We start from the raw sequence: 18,603 nt of genomic DNA, 5'->3' as shown, positions 1-18,603 counted from the left end.
ATGCCGGGCCCCATCGGCCCCGATCTCCACATAACACGGCAGGTCGGCCCGTGTTCTAGGTAGTGTTACTAGGCTGTCCTTGCGTCCGCAATCCGCTGCCGGGCGATCCGGTCGGCGACCTGGTTGGTCGGCGTACCGGTCGAGAGCGCCTCGTCGAGCACCTCGCCAAGAGTCGCAACCAGCCGGGTCAGCTTTTCGTCGACCCATTCGCGCGAATAAGTGCCGGAAATCTCGGCCGCGACGTTGATGATGCCGCCGCCATTGATGACATAGTCCGGGGCGTAGAGGATGCCCCGGCGGCGCAGCAGTTCGCCCATTTCCGGCACGATCAGCTGGTTGTTGGCACCGCCCGCGATTGCCTTGACCCTGAACCGGTCGAGGGTCTTTTCGTTCACGATGGCGCCGAGGGCGCAGGGGGAGAAGATGTCCGCATCAACGTCGTAGATGTCGTTCGGTGCAACGATGGTCGCGCCGGTGCGGCCGGCCACGTCGGCAAGCGCCTTCTCGTCGATATCGGTGATGACCAGGTTTGCGCCCGCTTCGGCAAGATGGTCGCAGACATAGCCGCCGACCGAGCCGACGCCCTGCACGGCGACCGTCAGGCCGGAAAGATCATCCGTGCCAAACGCCCGGTGGGCCGTTTCGCGAAGGCCGAGATAGACGCCTTTCGCAGTGACCGGGGAGGGGTCGCCGCTGGCGGCCTCACCATGGTCGAGGCCCGCGACATGGGCGGTCTCCTGGCGCACGATCGCCATGTCGCTGACATCGATGCCGACATCCTCGGCGGTGATGTAGCGCCCCTGAAGGCTTTCCACGGCGCGGCCGAAGGCATGGAACAGGGCGGGCGACTTGTCCTTGCGGGAATCGCCCCAGATCACAGCCTTGCCGCCGCCGAGCGGAATGTCGGCCATGGCGTTCTTGTAGCTCATGCCCTGACTCAGCCGCAGGGCGTCTTTGAGCATCGCCTCGCCGGTTTCGTAGTTCCACATGCGGCAGCCGCCGGCAGCCGGGCCGCGGGCAGTGGAATGGATCGCAATAATCGCTTTCAGGCCGCTCGCTTCATCCTCGAACAGGTGCACGCCCTCATGGGCGTCATAGGAGGGGTGATCAAACATGCAGGCTCCGGCGGCAGGAAATGGATACAAATGAAACCAATTTGCCGCCTTTTATCGGCCGATTCCGTAGCGTCAATGAGTGGCGGCAATGCTTGGCGACCCTGCAGGCCGGGCTGGCGTGCCGCTTGCGGGGGGCGTAGGCTGGAGAAAGTCATGCAGAGCCTGCGCAAATACGTGATCCTGCTGGCGGCCCTGGGCCTCGCCGGTTCCGCCGTGGCGGAAACCTGCCGGGCCGTCTCGGCCAGCTGGCAAATCGGCGACACCGCCTATCGTACCCAGATCTGGACGACCGGGGAAAAGGGCTGCAAGCGGATCGAGCACACCCTCACCACGCCGATGGAGGTCGAAACCGTAATCGGCCTCGACTGCAATTGTGATCTCATTGCCGATGGGCAGGAAGGCCGGATCGAGGGCGGGCCGCACCCCTATTCGCGGCCAAAACTGGAAGCGGTCTGCCGTGGTCCGATGGCCGAGAAGGCCCGCGCCGGGCGTTGACATCTTTGCAGCTTTTCAAGCGTAAACAGTCCGCCTGACATGCAATTGCGCCCGCTCCTCCTCGCTATCGGCATCATGACCGTGCTTCTCGGCGTGGCGATGCTGCCCTGCGCCCTTATCGACTGGGCCGACAAGCGGCCCGAGGCGCATGTGTTTGCGGTGTCGTCTTTTGCATCCATTTTCTTCGGGTCCAGCGTCTGGGTGCTATCGCGTGGCGGTGCGGAGCGGACGGGGCAGCGGGAAGGATTCCTGCTGACCGTGATGGTCTGGACAGTACTGCCAATCATCGCAGCGATCCCGTTCATGGCATCCGGTATGAGCTTCACCGATGCAGTGTTCGAAAGCGTTTCGGGCCTGACGACGACCGGCTCGACCGTCCTGTCGGGGCTCGATTCCCTTCCGCGGGGCCTGCTGTTGTGGCGTGCGATCATCCACTGGTTTGGCGGCATCGGTATCATCGTGACGGCCATCGCGATCCTGCCGCAGCTGCGGGTCGGCGGGATGCAGCTGTTCCAGCTCGAGAATTCCGACCGGTCCGGCAAGTTCCTGCCGCGGGTGACAGACATCACGGCCTATCTGGGCCTCACCTATGTGATCGTCTCCATGGCATGTGCGCTGACCTATTATGTTTGCGGCATGACATGGTTCGACGCGATCTGCCATGCAATGGCAACCATGTCGGCGGGCGGGTTCTCCACGCACGATGCGTCATTCGGATACTTCAACGACACGATGGCGCCGTGGGCGGGTATTGTGTTCATGCTGATCGCAGGCCTTCCGTTCAGCCTCATGGCGATGCTGGTCCTGCAGGGACGAGTGATGCAATTTGTGACCGATCCGCAGCCGCGCCTGTATTTCGCGCTGGCGATCGTCTTTTCCGCGCTGATCTCGGTCTTTTATTTCATGAACTCTTCGACCCTGACCGATGAAGGCGTCGCGGGCACATTGAAGCTGACCATCTTCAACACGGTGGCTGTGATGACGGGGACAGGGTTTGCCACGGCGCCTTACGACACGTGGGGTACGCCGATCATGGCAATGATCCTCGGCATCACCTTTGTCGGCGGGTGCGCTGGGTCCGCTGCGTGCGGTCTCAAGATCTTCCGTATCGAGATTACGGCAAAAGCGCTGCTGGCCTATTCGCAGCGCATGGTGCAGCCGCACCGCCGCTCGCCGATCAAATATGGCGGTAAGACGGTGGACGAAGACACGCTCCAATCGGTCATGGTCTTCATGTTCCTTTACTTTGCGACCTTTCTGGTTTCAGCAGCCTTGCTGGGCCTCGATGGGCTCGATCCGGTCACGGCTATTTCCGGCGCGGCAACAACGCTGTCGAATGTCGGTCCGGGCCTTGGGCCGATCAACGGGCCGTCGACGACGTTCCAGTCCTTCTCCGATTTTGCGACCTGGGTGTGCACGATCAACATGTTGCTCGGACGGCTAGAGTTCGTGGTCGTGTTCGTTGTGCTGACACGCCGGTTCTGGCGCGGTTGACCTTGGCTGAAAAGAAAAAGGCCGGACCTGACGGTCCGGCCTTTCTGTATCGGGTATCCGGCAGGGATCAGAAGTCCCAGCGGATCTGCACTCCGTAGGTGCGTGGTTCGTTGACGAAGCCGGTCAGGTTGTTGAAGTCGATCGCGCCTTCCAGGGTTTCCTCGTCGAGGATGTTCCGCACAAAGACAGAGGCATCATAGCCGCGGTCGGACTTGTAGCCGATCTTCAGGCCGCCTTCCCAATAGCCTTCCTGGCCGAACTCGATCGAGTCGTAGAGGAAGAAATTGGTTTCGCCCTTATACGCCCAGTCCGTGTAGGCGTAGAATTCGCCGTTCGGAGCAGGGACGGCGTAACGGGCCGTGACGTTGGCGATCCATTCCGGTGCATTCGGGAACGCATTGCCGGAGATGTTGTAGCCGAGCAGGACATTGTTGGTGTCGTACACAGCCGGATCGAGGACCGTACAGCCTGCACCGCAACCGGGGGCGAGCAGGACGTCGTCCTTGATTTCGGTGTGGTTGTACGACAGGCCTGCCGTCAGAAGCAGGTTTTCGGTCGGCGCGGCTTCGACGTCTGCTTCGAAGCCATAGCCTTCGCCCTTGTCGGCATTGAACAGGGCGACCGTGTTGTTGAGGCCGCCGACGATGGTCAGCTGCTGGTCGTTCAGTTCATAGAAGTAAACGTCCGCATTGAGACGGACGCGATTGTCGAACAGTTCGGACTTCACGCCGGTTTCGTAGGAGAGCACGGTTTCGGAGTCGGCCGTCGAGACGTCGTCGCCAAACACGAGGCGGCCCTGGGTCGACGGACCGCGGAAGCCTTTTGCAATACGGGCATAGACGTTGACATTGTCCGTAGCCTGATAGGTGGCAGAGACATCCCAGCTGACCTGGTCGTCCTTGACCGTGTCGGAGATCGGGCCGAGCGGCGGAGCGCCGAATGGGCCAAGCGTCCGTTCGACTTCAAACTTCTTCGACTCGTCCGTCCAGCGGGCGCCGCCTGAAACGGTGAGGCGCTCGGTCAGGTCATAGGTGAGCGATGCGAAGAGGCCGAAGCTCTGCGTGTCGTTCTTGCGCGTGGCGATGCCGTTGACCGGACGTCCGGGCGAAAGCGTGTCAAAGCTCTTCGAAGTGATGAAGACTTTTTCGTCGAACACGAAGATACCGGTCTGTGCGCGTAGCGGGCCGCCATTGTCGAAGGCAAGGCGGATTTCGTGCGTGGTCTGGTCGAGGTCATCCACGGCGCCGGAGCTTTCCGACGGGAACGGGATGGAGCCCGGGCCAAAATTGCCGGCACCGAGGAACGACGCGCCGAAGCCGCCGTCAATGTCGCCCCGGCTTTCGATCTGGGCGTATTCGTACCCGAACACATAGGTCAGCTCGACGGCATCGGTGAGCGTCTTGGTCAGGCGCGAGGTGAGGCCCCAGGCATCCTGCGTCAGGAAGTTGTCGCCATCGAAATAGACCGTGTCGCGGTCAAAGCCGGATCCGAGGCCTTTCTTGCCAGCATCGATGATGTTGGCGCGGAAGAGACGCGCATCGCCGTCGTTGGAGCGGGCGTGCAGGTTGACGAGGGCCGTGAAGCCGGTGTCCGCCGGCGTGAACAGAACCTGCGCGCGGCCGGCCATTTCCTCAAAGCCTTCATAGCGGTCTTTCTGGCCGGTGAAGGCGTTGTCCACGTAGGGCGACCGCTTCTGGTAGAGGCCCGACACGCGCACAGCCATCTGGCCCGGCACGGCGGCGTAATTGTAGGCGCCTTCGATGTCGGTCGTATTGTAGTTGCCATAGGCAGCGCGGATGTACCCGCCCGTCGTGTCGGTCGGCTTTGCCGAGTCGAACTTGATGATGCCGCCCGGCGTGTTGCGGCCGAACAGAGTGCCCTGAGGCCCGCGCAACACTTCGATCTTGTCGAGGTCGAAGACCGGGAAGCCTTTGAGGATCGGATTTTCGTAAGGAACGTCGTCATAGACGAGGCTGACCGGCTGCGAGGCATTGAGGTCGAAGTCGGTATTGCCGATGCCGCGGATATAGAAGCGCGGGAAGGCGCGGCCGAAAGAGCTCTCAGCGATCACGCTCGGCACTTTGGCCGAGAGAAAACGCACATCAGCGCCGGAGGATTTCAGAACGTCCAGCTTCTCATTGGAAACCGTCGTAATCGAGATCGGAACGTCCTGCAGGTTTTCTTCGACTTTCTGCGCGGTCACGGTCACCGTGGAGAGGCGCGCTTCGGTGTCGGTTGTTTCCTGTGCAAAGGCGGGAAAGGCAGCAGCGGCCAGCGCGATGGCGCTCGCACCGAGCCATGCCCGGATGGGAAGCTTCGTGGTCATGAATGATCACCCTGTTGTCGATGGAGGAAGCCCGTCTCGGCGCGGGATCTTATGATCCTGCCTTTGGCATAGTTGACGGTCAGAATGAACTGTCGGGGCCAGCCTCAGGGCCGGTGTGCATCAATTGCTCCTGCTTTGTTGCTGCTAAGCAACAAAATCATGCAAGACTGTGTAGGTTTTTGGGAGCGCGTCTCAATTCCAGGGATTGAACCGGCGCACTGGCCGTGAAGGCGACGGTTCAGGATCCGACTCATCCGGTGCCTGGACAGCTTCTTCCGGTTGATTGTCGGGCATCGCGCGCGGTGGAGGCATCTCTTCGACCTGCGCCGCAGCCGGTTCCGGAATCGTGGTGTCTTCCGCGAAAGCCGACGCCTCATGGGGAGCTGGTTCGAAGCTGAAATCTGCGGGTGCTTCGTCTTGCTCCGGCAGCGCAAACTCGTCGGGAAGGTCTGCAGTGCCGTCGATGACCCGGTGCTCGGGCGCTGGGGGGGTGGCGGGCGCCGGCGCGGGCGTCGGTGCCATGCGCTGCGGTGCTGTGGCGCCAAGGCCAAAGCCGGACGTTATGCCCGACAAGCTGATCGGCTGCGTCAGAGACGGCGCCGCCGGGCGGGCCGGCTCGGTAGCGGGTGCTGGCGGTTCGGGCTGAGCCGCGGGCGACTCTGGTTCTGCGGCCGGAGCATCTGTCCGGTAACGGCTGACGTCGCCCATAGAGCCGCCGAAGATTCCGCTTCCGAAGACCGGGGGGCGTGGCGGCGGCGCGGGTGCAGGCTCCGGCTCAGGTGCAGGTTCAGGCTGGTCGGGCGTACCCACTTCCATAATTTCCCGTTCGGCCGCCGGTGCGGTTGTGTCCTGTTCCGGCGCAGACTCGCCGCTGCCAAATGGCATATAGTCATCGGCCGGTGGTTCGTGCGCTTCGGGATCAGCAGGGGCTTCGGCCTCGAAAACCGCATCGATGGTTTCTTCAACTTTCTCGACAGCCGGTTCAGGCATCCGTTCTTCAGGAGCTTCTGGCCTGGCTGCGCTGATCAGTGGGGCGGACCAGACGGATTCGGGCTCTGCCTCTGGTTCTGGTTCTGGTTCTGCGGCGGGTTCGGTTTCGGGCGTCCAGTCTTCGGCGGCGTCTTCTGAGAGCAGGTCTTCTGCATAAGCCTCTGGCAGCGTGTCTTCAGGCTCTGCCTCTAAGACAAATTCGGCGTCGGGTGGCTCCGGCTCAAATGCCGGTTCCTCAAACTGTGGGGCGGATACTTCGGCCTGATGGACGGGCGCGGGCACTTCTTCAAGCGGCTCCGGGGCGGTCATGCGGTCAGCCATGTCGGCGACGGCCTGCTGCATCTCGTCCTGGCCGTCGATCGCCGCAGTGGCGGGCACTTCCGGCTCAGCCTCTTCCGGTTCAGGCAATTCGCCTGCCGCTTCGTGTGCGACCACAGCGGCGGTTTCCGGCACCTCTGCAGGCGCAGGCGGCACTGCCGGTTCTGCGTCGGCCGCATCAAGGCTTTCAAGGAGGGCGGAAATGGCTTTCTCCGCGCCGCGGGCATGGCGGAGGGCTTCACGGTAGAGGTCTGCCACAAAGTCGGCATAGGGCCGGTCGGCACCGTCGAATTCCCCGGCGAATTCATCCGGCGTGCAGACCTCGATTTCGCGGCCGCGCGCATCGCTGAGCCTTACCTCGTGCGGCGGCGCCGTGATGAGAACCCGGTAGCCTTCGGTATCGTGGGTGACGCTTCCATCATCGCTTTCGGTCCATGCCACGCGTTCCTTGCGGGTCATTTCCTCGAGCTTGTCGATCAGCCGTTTGGTCGATGGATGCAGCATTCCCGGGAGTCTCCGTTTGCTATCCGGTTCTACGTGTTAGCCCTTGCGGCGTGAATGTTCAAATGCAGCCCATGCAAGGAGCGGACCCAAACGGGCTGGCAGGCGGTACGGAGCGGGCGGGCAGTCTGCCTATTCGGAGACCGTGGTGTCGGGCACCAGATAGACCATCTCGGACAGCGTCTCAGGCGGTCCGCCCTTTTCGGGGGCTGTGAAGACGAGCTGCAAGGCCGGGGTTCCGGCGCTGGGACAGAGGAGAGCGCCGGCATAGTCGCCTTCTCCTGCAACACATTCCGCGCGATCTGCGGGGGATAATCCGGAGAGGGTGGACGTGCCGATGCGTTCGCCTGCGGGGCCGGCAATGAGGGGAGATCTGGTCGAAATGCGTTCGATCTGTCCGAGGGACCAGCCGGGGGTGAGGGTGAAGAGCGTGTCGGCGCCATCGCGCACTTCGAAGGCGGGATAGAGGTCGCCGCCCGCCTTGACCTGGGTGGTGACGACCTGCTGGCCGGGAAAGCTTGCCTGCACCGCATCGAGGGTGAAGACAGTGGGCGATGCGAGGCCCGGAATGCCGGCCGGGCCGATGGACAGGCCATCGAGCGCTGTCTTCTTCGACTCGGCCTTTACGCGGGCAATGTCCTTCAGGAAGTCCTTAACCGGCTCACCTTCGGCGGCATAGAACTCGCTGCGGTATCCCTTCACCGTGCCATCGGGCGCAACGAGGAGATAGGAGGGGGTCCAGGTGATCCTCAGTGCTTCACGGATTGAGGTGTCGGGCGCTACGAGGGTGGGATAATTGTAGCCCTTGGACGAGAAATAGGCCTCGACCGAGCCGTACTTGCCGAACATTTCTTCCGGCGTGATGCGGGCCGCGCTGGCAGGCGTGTGGATCGACAGGAAGTCGAGATCCGGATCCTGCGCGATGGCGGTGGCGAGGGCGGACACGTAGGGGCCATCCTCCACGCAGTCGCCGCACCAGATGCCCCAGACATCGATCACGGTCCAGTTCGCGAGCGCCTGGGAGTCGAACGCCGTGCCGTCGAGCAGCGTGCCGGTAAAGGCCGGAAGCTTCTCTCCCAGAAGGGCATATTCGAAGGGCCGTCCGTAATCGTCGCGTCGGACATCTTCCTTCCAATCCCCGCCCAGGGGGAGGGGATTGGCGGTGATGAAGCCGGTCGCTTTCTCGGGCAGAACTGTGACTTCCGGTGTAGACGTAGTTGACTCAATCGGCGCTGGCGAACACGCGCAGGCCGCGGAAAACAGCGCGGCCGTAGCCAGGACTGCACGATACATGGGCGAAGCCTCCCTTCGGGTTCTGAAGTCCTGCCTAGCAGCAATATCCTGAGCCTGAAACCGGTACATCGGCCTTCGGATGCCGGGTGCACAAGAAATGGCCCCGGACCTGCGGGTCCGGGGCCATCTGCGCAGATCGGATCTGGCTTAGCTGTAGATTTCGAACAGGCCGGCTGCGCCCTGGCCCCCGCCGATACACATGGTGACGACACCCCATTTCGCGCCGCGGCGCTGGCCTTCCATCAGGATGGAGCCGGTGCAGCGGGCGCCGGTCATGCCGAAGGGGTGGCCGATGGAGATGGAGCCGCCATTGACGTTGTATTTCGCCGGGTCGATGCCGAGGCGGTCACGCGAATAGAGGCACTGCGAGGCGAAGGCTTCGTTGAGTTCCCAGAGGTCGATGTCGTCGACCTTGAGGCCATGGCGCTCAAGCAGGCGCGGCACGGCGAAGACCGGGCCGATGCCCATTTCATCCGGGTCGCAACCAGCGACGTTGAAGCCGACGAAGCGGCCGAGCGGCTTCAGGCCGCGCTTGGCAGCTTCCTTGGCTTCCATCACCACGACGGCGGCGGCGCCATCCGACAGCTGCGAGGCGTTGCCTGCGGTGATGTACTTGCCTTCCTTGACCTGCTGGCCACCGGAGAAGACCGGCTTCAGGCCGGCGAGGGATTCCACTGTGGTGCCGGGGCGGTTGCAGTCGTCACGGTCGACCACGACGTCCTGGAACGTGGCTTCGCCGGTTTCCTTGTTGACCAGTTTCATCTTGGTCTTCAGGGGCACGATTTCCTGGGACATGTAGCCGGCTTCCTGGAAGGCAGCGGTGCGCTTCTGGCTCTCGGCGGAATATTCGTCCTGGTATTCGCGGCTGACATTGTAGCGCTCGGCCACGATTTCCGCCGTCTCGATCATGCTCATCCAGATGGCCGGCCATTTCGCGTAGAGGCCTTCCTCGACGATGCGGTGGCGGTTGGTCTGGCCGGAATGGGCGACCAGCGACAGGCTCTCGACGCCGCCGCCGACGGCGACCGGGGCGCCTTCATTGATGACCGTGTGCGCGGCATTGGCGATAGCCTGCAGGCCGGAGGAGCAGAAGCGGTTGATGGTGGCGCCCGCGGTGGACGAGGGGCAGCCTGCGGCCAGCGCGATGTTGCGCGCAACGTTCATGCCCGTGGCACCTTCCGGCTGGGCGGAGCCGAAGAACACGTCTTCGACAGCGGCCGCCTCGACGCCTGCACGCTCGAGGGCGGCCGACATGACGTGCCCGCCCATAACGATGGGGTGGGTGTCGTTGAGGCCCCCACGATGGGTCTTGGTCATGCCTGTACGGGCATAGGATACGATGACGGCTTCACGCATGGGTTCCCTCCAGTGTGCGGTGCTTGTTGCGGCGCACACTAGTCGGCTGGCGCCGGTGGCGCCAGCCTTCCCTTTGCGTAAACGTCCGCGAAGTTGCTGTGTCAGGGTTAATGCGGCGGGCGCTGCAGGTGCGGCGGACCGAAGTCGTGTTCCAGCGCGCCCCAGACGCTCGAGAGATGGCTGCCGCCATAGACCACGACGACGCGCCCGTGCGTGCGTACCCGATCGGTCGCGACCGTGTAGGCGTGAACGTCCCGCAAGCGGTTCGAGGCCCTCGATATTTCGGCGCCGATGCCGGTCTTTCCGGGCCAGCCCCGCGTGAACCATTCCGGGTCGTCTTCCAGCGGCACGCCGAACCGGGCGTTGAACCAGTTCCGGAACCCCTCCGGGCCGGACGGCGCGTCGACAGCGTAGGAGGGCGCCATTGCAGCTGCGATGCTCAGGAACGATTCCTCGAATTCAGGGCCCTGAACGGTGCTGAACACCCCATTCCTCTGGTCCTGCTCCAGCGGCCCGAGCAGGGCTGTGTAGAAAATATCGTCCGCCGCATATCCCTCGCCGGCGAGGGCGGCCGCAAGTTCCGCATCGGTCGGTTCGCCACCCCAGATGTCGGCGCCGGAGGCGAGGGCGGCGCGCGCTGCAACGTCCCCTTCGTCGCCCTGATCCTCGGGCAGGCGCGACAGGCGCCGGAGGATGCGGTCCGGGTTCGCGCCCCAACGGGTCGGGAAGCCTTCCAGCACGACGGCACGGGGCCGGACTGCGGCGAAGGCCAGGGCAATCGTGTCAGCCGTGGGCGATTGCGGCGCCGGCGTGTGAACAGCCGCAACCCAGCCCAGTTTCGTCTTTCCCTTTGCGAAGACGGCCACGAATGGCGGCCCTTCCGGATAGATGCTCGCCTCGCGGGCCGGATCGTAGGTGCTGACGAGCGATGCGCCCGAGCCCGGCCGGACGCACGCGGCCGGAAGGCTGGCGATCAGGGCAAGCAGGTATCTGCGGCTGAGCATGGCTGCCATTTAATACCCGACAGGAAAAAGGGCGCCACCCGTAGGAGAGGCGCCCTTCGTGAATTGTGCGGCGATCAGACCGTCGCTTTCGCCTTCGGCGCAGCGGCCTTCACGGCATCGTCCACATAAGGCTCGAACTTCGCAAAGTTCGCGACGAACATGTCGGCCAGTTTCGCAGCCTGCGCGTCATAGGCGGCCGGGGCGGCCCAGGTCGAGCGCGGGTCGAGGATCTTCGCATCGACGCCCGGCACCGATTCCGGAACCAGGAAGCCGAAGGTTTCGTCCTTGCGGAATTTCGCCTGGTTGAGCGAGCCGTCGAGGGCGGCGTTCAGCAGGGCGCGCGTCGCCTTGATCGGCATGCGATGGCCGGTGCCGTAAGGCCCGCCGGTCCAGCCGGTGGAAACCAGCCAGCAGTCGACGTCATACTTTGCGATCAGCTCGCGCAGGAGATTTCCGTACTCGGACGGATGGCGCGGCATGAACGGCCCGCCGAAGCAGGTCGAGAAGGTTGCCGTCGGTTCGGTGACGCCTTTCTCGGTGCCGGCCACTTTCGCGGTGTAGCCCGAGAGGAAGTGGTACATCGCCTGTGCCGGGGTCAGCTTGGCGATTGGCGGCATCACGCCGAACGCGTCAGCCGTCAGCATGATGAGGTTTTTCGGCTGGCCGCACTGGCCGCCGAGCGACGCGTTCGGGATGGCCGAGATCGGATAGGCGCCGCGCGAGTTTTCCGCGAGCGTCCCGTCGTCGAGATCGAGTTCGCGGGTCGCCGGATCCATCACGACGTTTTCGAGGACGGTGCCCCACATCTTTGTCGTGGCGTAGATTTCCGGCTCGGCCTCGGCCGAGAGCTTGATCATCTTGGCGTAGCAGCCGCCTTCGAAATTGAAGAGGCCGTTTTCCGACCAGCCGTGCTCGTCGTCGCCGATCAGGATGCGGCTGGCATCGGCCGACAGGGTCGTCTTGCCGGTGCCGGAGAGGCCGAAGAAGATGGCGGCGTCATTGTCCGGCGAGGTGTTGACCGAACAGTGCATCGGCATGACGCCCTTGGTCGGCAGGTAATAGTTGAGCGCGGTGAAGACCGACTTTTTGGTCTCGCCCGCATAGGAGGTGCCGCCGATCAGGACCATGCGCTTGGCAAAGTTCACGGCGATGACCGTTTCGGACCGCGTACCGTGCCGTTTCGGGTCAGCCTTGAAGGTCGGGCAGTTGATGATGGTGAATTCGGTCTTGAAGGCTTCGTATTCCTTCGCGTCCGGAATGCGCAGCAGGTGGCGGATGAAGAGGGAGTGCCAGGCCAGCTCGGTGACGACGGTGACGGAGAGGCGGTGAACCGGGTCTGCGCCGCCGAAGAGATCCTGGACGAACACGTCCTGGCCGGCGAGGTGGGCCTTGAAGTCTTCGAGAAGGACGTCGAAATGCGCCGGCGTCATCGAGGCGTTATTGTCCCACCAGACTGTTTTTTCGGTAGAATCATCGCGGACAGTGAACTTGTCCTTGGCGGAGCGGCCGGTGTGCTGTCCTGTTTCAACAACAAGTGCACCGCCCTGGGCGATCCGGGATTCCCCACTTGCAACACTCGTTTCATAGAGACGCGCTTCGTTCCAGTTTTTGCGGACGGATTTTGGCTTGATCCCGAGTTCTGCAAGGATCGTTACAGTGTCGCTCATTTTTGCCTCTACTTCTGCGGGTTCTGGGGCGCATTTTAACGGGCCGGGTTTGGCCTAACCGTGAAAATTTTGCAACATCCGTGCCTGCGGCGAAAGCGTTTGTTTCATTTATTTTTCACTTACACGGGGAGAATTCCCCGATAGGTTTTCCTTCCAGTTCAAGGAGGATCCCATGGGTGTATTCAAATTCCTGAAGAATGCGGGACAGAGTTATGTCGACCTGCAGAAGCGCAACCTGAAGGCCATCGTCGACGTGTTCGACGGCGACGATGACAAGAAGAAACAGGCTGAAGCCGAGCAGAAAGCCGAGGCGATCCGGCAGGAAGCGAAGAATATGGGCCTTGGCGGGGATTACCGCGTGGTCGTCGAAGGGGAGACGGTCAAGCTTGAAGGCAAGGTTCCGGACCGGGCGACGCTGGAGAAGGTGATCCTGACATCCGGCAATATCGACGGCGTCGCCGAAGTGGACGCGACGGCAGTCGAAACGGAAACCGAGGACGAGGAAGAGGCCGTCTTCTACATCATCAAGAAGGGCGACACGCTCTCCAAGATCGCCAAGGTCTATCTCGGCAATGCGATGAAGTACCCGGAGATTTTCGAGGCCAACCGGCCGATGCTGACCGATCCGGACAAGATCTATCCGGGCCAGATGATCCGCATTCCGGGCGGCAAGGGTCCGGATGTGCGCGACGAACCGATGGCCTGAGTCAGGGATGCAACGAGACGCGGGTTGGTATCAGCCCGCGTCCTCGGTTTCCCTGGCGGCCTCGTCGGCACCGCGCAGGCGGTCGAGCACCGTGTCCTGCCATTTTTCCGGAAGGACCAGCAGGATCCAGGCGGCGGCTTCGTAATGGGCACGGCGCCAGATATCGATGGGGTTGAGGTCACCCGGCGGGCAGGCGCCCAGAACGCGCGGCTGGTGCTCCGGCTGCATGTTGTAGATCGCCTTGGCGCGGACCAGCTGCATGCAGTTGGACACGAAGACGAGTTCGCCCGGCGCGCGGGTATAGGCGTCGCGGGCGAGATTCTTCAGGCCTGAAATCGTGTCACGGCTTTCGACATCGGCCGAGATGCGCCCGCCGAGGCCGGAACCGCGTGCTGCGATGAGGGCCATTTCCTGACTGCCGAGCCAGCCTTCCTGCGGTCGGTGTCCGCCGACCATGTAGAGCCGGTCGAGCTTGCCTGCCTTCAGGAGGTTCACGGCCTTGGCGATGCGCGCCGCTGCGTCGCGCTCATTGTCGGTATAGAAGACAACGCCGGTGCCGCCCTGAATGCCGCGGGCCTCGTCCATGAACCGGGTCACACCCCAGAACAGGGTTGTGGCGAGCAGGTCCAGGGCGATCAGCCAGAACAGAAATCTGCGAAGTCGGCGCATGCGCGTTCTATAAAGACTGCTTCACCTTGCGCCGCCATGCCCCTTTTGCAGTGGCGTCGAGAAACGTGATTGCAGGCGTCGTCAGATGCTCCGGCATTGCGCTGAAGTCGAACCAGCCGCAGCCGCCATGTTTCTCCGGCTCCATGATCCGCGGCGTGCCGGAGACAATACGCGCGGCATAGACCGGCGAGACCCAGTGCCGCCCGTCGCCGCCATCAATGATCTCCGAGATGCAGGCGAGGCCGGTGATGTCGATGACAACGCCGAGTTCTTCCTCGATTTCGCGGCGGGCGGTGTCCTCGGCGCGCTCGCCGAAATCGATCTTGCCCCCCGGCAGGCCCCAGGCCCCGGCCTCCGGCTCTTTAAGGCGCTGGATGAGCAGGAGGCGGCCGGACTCGTCGAGGATCGCCGCACCGCAGCCGGCTTCGGGTTTCTGCATCATCGCCCTCCCATAAGCCAGCGGATGACATCGGTATAATCGAACACGAGCGATACGGTCATCACAACGGCGGCGAGGACGATCCATTTGCCGGACAGGGTTTCTTTCACGCGCCATTGGCTGCGCCGGCGGAAAAGATAGATGAGCACCGGCGTCCAGAAGATGACATGGCCGAGGCCGAGCAGGCGGACATAGCCCATCTGGCTGTAGAGGGCGAACATTGCGACGGCGCCCGCGACGAAGCCGGCGAACACCCAGCGCGCCTCCACGCGCATGAAGCTGAAGACCAGGCCGCCCAGCGCCAGCACGGCCACCATGACGTTCAGCCAGATTTGCACCCATTGAGGCTGTGCGGCGACATCGGCGTTCCACGAGGTCATCAATTCCTGCATGGCCTCAGAGTTCCCCGAAAGACTTGAGCGCGGTGCGCGCGACAGGCTCGCCCCATTCCTGGACGAAGTGGCCGACCTCGGCGATCACCAACGGCTCCGGGCAATGGCGAATCTGCTGGTGCAGGCGCTCCATGACCGGCGGGCCGAGGACGGGGTCCGCGCCGCCGACGGCCATGAACGTGTCGCCATCCCATTCCTTCGACCACCACTCGACGGCCCGCTTTGTCGTCTTGATGCCTTCCATGCCGGGCTCGATCATCACGAGTTCGGGGAAGCGGCGCACGCCGGCCTTATAGGTCGCATCCGGGAACGGTGCGCCATAGGCGGCCGCCTCGGCGTCCGACAGGACGGGCACGCCGCGTTTCATCAGGGCCGCGACATCCATGTCCGGCTGGGTACGGGCGAAGGCCTTCCAGTTGTCGAAGCCGGGGCCAAGCGATTCGCCGACGGGCATGGCGGTATTCATCACGATCAGGCGTTCGAACCGTTCCGGCATGTCCGGCGGGATGGTGAGGCCGAGGAGGCCGCCCCAGTCCTGGCACACCAGCGTCACTTCTTTGAGGTCGAGGCGCTTGATCAGCTCGACCATCATGTTGCGGTGGAAATGGAAGGTGTAGACCGCATCGTCCACCGGCTTGTCGGAGCGCCCGAAGCCCAGCCAGTCGGGCGCGATGACGCGGGCGCCGGAATCGAGGAGCACCGGGATCATCTTGCGGTAAAGGTAGGACCAGGTCGGCTGGCCGTGCAGGCAGAGATAGGTGCGCACGGCATTCTGCGGGCCCTCGTCCACATAGTGCACGCGCAGGCCTTCATAGCCCGGAAGGTCGTCGACATAGTGTGGTGCGTAGGGCCAGCCCGGCAGGCCGGCAAAGCGCTCGTCAGGTGTGCGTTTGGCGTCTATGGTCATTGGCTCGGTCCTCCCCAAGGCAGGTGAGGATGCGTCAGGCGGGACGGAAAGCCAACGGGAGGATGGGATCGATGGCAAAAGTGATCGGGCTGGGCGGCGTGTTTTTCAAATGCCGCGACGTGGAGGCGACGCGGGCCTGGTACAAGCGCGCCCTGGGCGTTGCAATCGATGAGTATGGCGGAACCAGTTTCGGCCATGCCGACTCGGCTGCCCTGTTCCCGCAGGGCGCCCGGACGATCTGGGCGCCGTTCAAGGGCGAGAGCGATTATTTCAAGCCGTCCGACAGCGATTTCATGATCAATCTGATGATCGATGATTTTGACGGGATGCTGGACCACCTCAAGGCCGAAGGCGTGGCGCTGGAAGGCGAGCCGATGATCGAGTCCTATGGCAAGTTTGCCTGGGTGATGGATCCTGACGGCCGCAAGGTCGAGCTGTGGCAGCCGGTCGAGTCCAATCCGGCAACCTGACCTGCAAAAAAAGCGGCCGCCCGGAGAAAGTATCCCGTGGCGGCCCGAGGAGAGGTCTGGAGAGTCCGGCCGGATGGCCGGGCAGGAAACTATTTGCGGACGGCGGCGGCGCAGGCCTCAAGCTCTTCAGCGGAGAGTTCCGCGTCTGTAGTGGTGAAGGAGACGATCTCGCCGGCCTTCTTCGCGATCTTCTTGCAATCGCTGACGGTGACTTTCTTGCGGTTCATGTCGCCCTTGCAGACGGTTTCTTCGCAGGACCAGACGGTGCCGACGACCGTGATGCGCTTGTCCTTGACCGGCTCGGCGGTCTCGAAGGTGAAGCCGGCGGCGAAGGCCGGCGCGGCGAGGCCGATGAAGGCGGCGCCGAGGAGTGCGGAACGGAGCATGGGAGGATGCCTTTGGTGGGTCAGGCCCGAAGGCCCGGGGGGAGGAGGGACCGGGCGACGGTGAGCGCCCGATCCCTTCCAAATATATACTGCTGAAAAAAACGTCAAGCGTTCAGCTTTTCCTATTTCAGATCAGGGCTTAGTCCAGTGAGGCAAAGAGCTGTGCCTGGCCGAACCGCGCTTCATAGGCTTCGGTGAGGCCGGCATCGCCGATGCCCTGGACGGCCTTGGCCACGACTTCGGCGGCACAGGCGCGGTCCAGACGATCCGCACCAGCGATGGGACGGGCATAGGAGCAGGCGTCTTCAGCCTGTGCCAGCAGAGAATCGAGCACAGTTTCTGCGCCCGTGGCCGTGCTGAGAGCGGTGACGTCATACTGTACGTCCAGCTCCAGCTGGCGCTGGATTTCGGCAGAGGCCGGGGCCGCGAAGAACAGGCTGCCGGCGAGGGCGGCGGTGAGGGCGAGGGGGAGGATACGGGAGGTCATGGGAGGAAACCTTCTTGCTGGGATTGACGGCGGGTGGTGCCGTGCTCTCAACTTATGAGGATTGAACAATTAGTCAATCATTCAGTGATAAATTTTTTCTATCCCATCGGTTTAGCGGCGCTGTTCTGAGAACGACTTGCCCCGGCGGCACAAATTGCCGCCGCCGGAGGGTGGGCTATGCTGCTTGCAGCAGGCGGGACACGCTGCGGCAGGAGGATCGCCCATGGACTTCAACATCCCCAAGGATATCGCCGACTATCTCGTCGTGCTCGACAAGTTCATCGAGGACGAGATCCGCCCGCTGGAGCAGCAGGATGACAATATCCGGTTCTTCGATCACCGCCGCGAATGGGCCCGCACCGATTTCGAGAATGGCGGCCTGCCGCGGCACGAATGGGAAGCGCTGTTGCGCGAGGCGAAGCGCCGGGCCGACGCGGCCGGCCACCTGCGCTACGCCCTGCCGAAGGAATATGGCGGCCAGGACGGCACCAATCTCGGCATGGCGATCATCCGCGAGCACTTCGCCAAGCAGGGCCTTGGCCTGCACAACGACTTGCAGAACGAGCACTCGATCGTCGGGAATTTCCCGCAGATCCTGATGCTGCGCGACTTTGCCCGGCCCGACCAGAAACACCTCGCCGATGCGGCGCTGGCCGGCGAGTTCCGGGCGACCTTCGGCCTGACCGAGCCGGACCATGGGTCTGACGCGACGCATATGGAGACCCGCGCCGTGCGCGAGACACGCGACGGCAAGGCGGGCTGGCTGATTAATGGCGAGAAGATGTGGACGACCGGCATGCACGTCGCCAGCCACATGATGTGCTTTGCCCGCACAAGCGGGGAGGATGGCGACGCCAAGGGCATTACCTGCCTCCTGGTGCCGGCCGACGATCCGGGTGTGGTGATCGAGGAATATATGTGGACCTTCAACATGCCGACGGACCATCCGCGCGTGTCGCTCACCAATGTCTGGGTGCCGGAAGAGGCGGTATTCGGCCCGCCGGAAGGGGGCCTCGCGCTCGCCCAGCACTTTGTGCACGAAAACCGCATCCGCCAGGCGGCAAGTTCGGTCGGTGCGGCGATCTATTGCATCAATGAGAGCGTCAAATATGCCCGCGAGCGCAAGCCTTTCGGCAAGTCGCTGGCGACGAACCAGGCGATCCAGTTCCCGCTGGTGGAGCTGGCGACGGAGGCGGAGATGCTGCGCCTCCTGATCTTCAAGACGGCCTGGGAAATGGACCAGATGTCCAAGCCCGAAGTGGCGATCCACCTCTCCGACAAGGTGTCGATGTGCAACTACCGGGCAAACCGCCTTTGCTGCAACGCGGCCGACCGGGCGATGCAGGTGCATGGCGGCATGGGCTATTCCCGGCACAAGCCGTTCGAGCACATCTACCGCCACCACCGGCGCTATCGCATCACCGAGGGCTCCGAAGAAATCCAGATGCGCAAGGTGGCCGGCCACCTGTTCGGCTTCATGGGCCCCGGCAAGCACGGCCAGAACAAGGGCGAAACGGACCGGAAGGGCAAGAGCACCGAACCGACGGACTTTGCAGTTCGGTAATCTGCAGCGGAATTTTCGCTTCCG

The 18,603-nt window shown here is 63.2% G+C and carries 18 protein-coding genes; 5 read left to right on the top strand and 13 right to left on the bottom strand.

Going from position 1 to position 18,603, the window contains the following annotated elements:
• Nucleotides 1–68: 68 nt before the first annotated feature.
• On the bottom strand, nucleotides 69–1,115 hold the full coding sequence (locus R3C13_RS11010) for a Glu/Leu/Phe/Val dehydrogenase (protein ID WP_371310874.1): 1,047 nt from the start codon (nucleotides 1,113–1,115) through the stop codon (nucleotides 69–71).
• A gap of 153 nt (nucleotides 1,116–1,268) precedes the next feature.
• On the opposite strand from R3C13_RS11010, the gene R3C13_RS11005 reads away from it, so the two are divergent.
• Both R3C13_RS11005 and R3C13_RS11000 read left to right on the top strand, forming a co-directional pair.
• Nucleotides 1,269–1,610, top strand: coding sequence for a hypothetical protein (locus R3C13_RS11005; protein WP_371310873.1), 342 nt, complete (start codon nucleotides 1,269–1,271; stop codon nucleotides 1,608–1,610).
• A 39-nt stretch (nucleotides 1,611–1,649) separates the two neighbouring features.
• Nucleotides 1,650–3,104, top strand: coding sequence for a TrkH family potassium uptake protein (locus R3C13_RS11000; protein ID WP_371310872.1), 1,455 nt, complete (start codon nucleotides 1,650–1,652; stop codon nucleotides 3,102–3,104).
• A gap of 67 nt (nucleotides 3,105–3,171) precedes the next feature.
• Here R3C13_RS11000 and R3C13_RS10995 read toward each other — a convergent pair whose 3' ends face one another.
• From R3C13_RS10995 to R3C13_RS10970, 6 genes are all read right to left on the bottom strand, one after another.
• Entirely contained in the window at nucleotides 3,172–5,430 is a 2,259-nt protein-coding gene (locus R3C13_RS10995; RefSeq protein ID WP_371310871.1) for a TonB-dependent receptor, read from the bottom strand.
• A 192-nt stretch (nucleotides 5,431–5,622) separates the two neighbouring features.
• Nucleotides 5,623–7,242: a hypothetical protein gene (locus R3C13_RS10990; RefSeq protein WP_371310870.1), complete on the bottom strand. Its 1,620-nt coding sequence runs from the start codon at nucleotides 7,240–7,242 to the stop codon at nucleotides 5,623–5,625.
• Nucleotides 7,243–7,371: 129 nt separating this feature from the next.
• Nucleotides 7,372–8,532, bottom strand: coding sequence for a redoxin family protein (locus tag R3C13_RS10985; RefSeq protein ID WP_371310869.1), 1,161 nt, complete (start codon nucleotides 8,530–8,532; stop codon nucleotides 7,372–7,374).
• A 147-nt stretch (nucleotides 8,533–8,679) separates the two neighbouring features.
• The gene (locus tag R3C13_RS10980) at nucleotides 8,680–9,888 is read right to left on the bottom strand and encodes an acetyl-CoA C-acyltransferase (protein WP_371310868.1); all 1,209 of its coding nucleotides are present in this window, start codon (nucleotides 9,886–9,888) and stop codon (nucleotides 8,680–8,682) included.
• Between the two features lie 107 nt (nucleotides 9,889–9,995).
• Nucleotides 9,996–10,892 carry a hypothetical protein gene (locus R3C13_RS10975; RefSeq protein ID WP_371310867.1) on the bottom strand — a complete coding sequence of 299 codons (897 nt, stop codon included), beginning with the start codon at nucleotides 10,890–10,892 and terminating at the stop codon, nucleotides 9,996–9,998.
• A gap of 74 nt (nucleotides 10,893–10,966) precedes the next feature.
• Nucleotides 10,967–12,559, bottom strand: a complete 1,593-nt coding sequence (locus tag R3C13_RS10970; protein ID WP_371310866.1) for a phosphoenolpyruvate carboxykinase — start codon at nucleotides 12,557–12,559, stop codon at nucleotides 10,967–10,969.
• Between the two features lie 172 nt (nucleotides 12,560–12,731).
• On the opposite strand from R3C13_RS10970, the gene lysM reads away from it, so the two are divergent.
• Nucleotides 12,732–13,265, top strand: coding sequence for a peptidoglycan-binding protein LysM (gene lysM, locus R3C13_RS10965; RefSeq protein WP_371310865.1), 534 nt, complete (start codon nucleotides 12,732–12,734; stop codon nucleotides 13,263–13,265).
• A gap of 30 nt (nucleotides 13,266–13,295) precedes the next feature.
• On the opposite strand, the gene R3C13_RS10960 is transcribed toward lysM, so the two are convergent.
• Genes R3C13_RS10960 through R3C13_RS10945 form a run of 4 tightly spaced genes read right to left on the bottom strand, consistent with a single transcriptional unit; the run spans nucleotide 13,296 to nucleotide 15,672 of the window.
• The gene (locus R3C13_RS10960) at nucleotides 13,296–13,934 is read right to left on the bottom strand and encodes an ElyC/SanA/YdcF family protein (protein ID WP_371310864.1); all 639 of its coding nucleotides are present in this window, start codon (nucleotides 13,932–13,934) and stop codon (nucleotides 13,296–13,298) included.
• A gap of 7 nt (nucleotides 13,935–13,941) precedes the next feature.
• Nucleotides 13,942–14,373: an NUDIX domain-containing protein gene (locus R3C13_RS10955; protein WP_371310863.1), complete on the bottom strand. Its 432-nt coding sequence runs from the start codon at nucleotides 14,371–14,373 to the stop codon at nucleotides 13,942–13,944.
• Entirely contained in the window at nucleotides 14,373–14,765 is a 393-nt protein-coding gene (locus tag R3C13_RS10950) for a hypothetical protein (protein ID WP_371310862.1), read from the bottom strand. The genes R3C13_RS10955 and R3C13_RS10950 overlap by 1 nt, the downstream gene beginning before the upstream one ends.
• A 4-nt stretch (nucleotides 14,766–14,769) precedes the next feature.
• Entirely contained in the window at nucleotides 14,770–15,672 is a 903-nt protein-coding gene (locus R3C13_RS10945) for a haloalkane dehalogenase (protein ID WP_371310861.1), read from the bottom strand.
• A 71-nt stretch (nucleotides 15,673–15,743) separates the two neighbouring features.
• On the opposite strand from R3C13_RS10945, the gene R3C13_RS10940 reads away from it, so the two are divergent.
• Complete coding sequence (locus tag R3C13_RS10940) at nucleotides 15,744–16,142, top strand: VOC family protein (RefSeq protein ID WP_371310860.1); 399 nt, start codon at nucleotides 15,744–15,746, stop codon at nucleotides 16,140–16,142.
• Between the two features lie 89 nt (nucleotides 16,143–16,231).
• Here the strand turns inward: R3C13_RS10940 and R3C13_RS10935 are convergent, their stop codons facing one another.
• The gene (locus tag R3C13_RS10935) at nucleotides 16,232–16,528 is read right to left on the bottom strand and encodes a hypothetical protein (protein WP_371310859.1); all 297 of its coding nucleotides are present in this window, start codon (nucleotides 16,526–16,528) and stop codon (nucleotides 16,232–16,234) included.
• Nucleotides 16,529–16,667: 139 nt separating this feature from the next.
• Entirely contained in the window at nucleotides 16,668–17,015 is a 348-nt protein-coding gene (locus tag R3C13_RS10930; protein ID WP_371310858.1) for a UrcA family protein, read from the bottom strand.
• A gap of 223 nt (nucleotides 17,016–17,238) precedes the next feature.
• On the opposite strand from R3C13_RS10930, the gene R3C13_RS10925 reads away from it, so the two are divergent.
• On the top strand, nucleotides 17,239–18,579 hold the full coding sequence (locus tag R3C13_RS10925) for an acyl-CoA dehydrogenase family protein (RefSeq protein ID WP_371310857.1): 1,341 nt from the start codon (nucleotides 17,239–17,241) through the stop codon (nucleotides 18,577–18,579).
• Nucleotides 18,580–18,603: the final 24 nt, after the last annotated feature.

Source organism: Hyphomonas sp. (assembly GCF_041398385.1).
Classification (GTDB): domain Bacteria; phylum Pseudomonadota; class Alphaproteobacteria; order Caulobacterales; family Hyphomonadaceae; genus Hyphomonas.
This window is presented reverse-complemented; position numbering and strand designations above follow the sequence as displayed.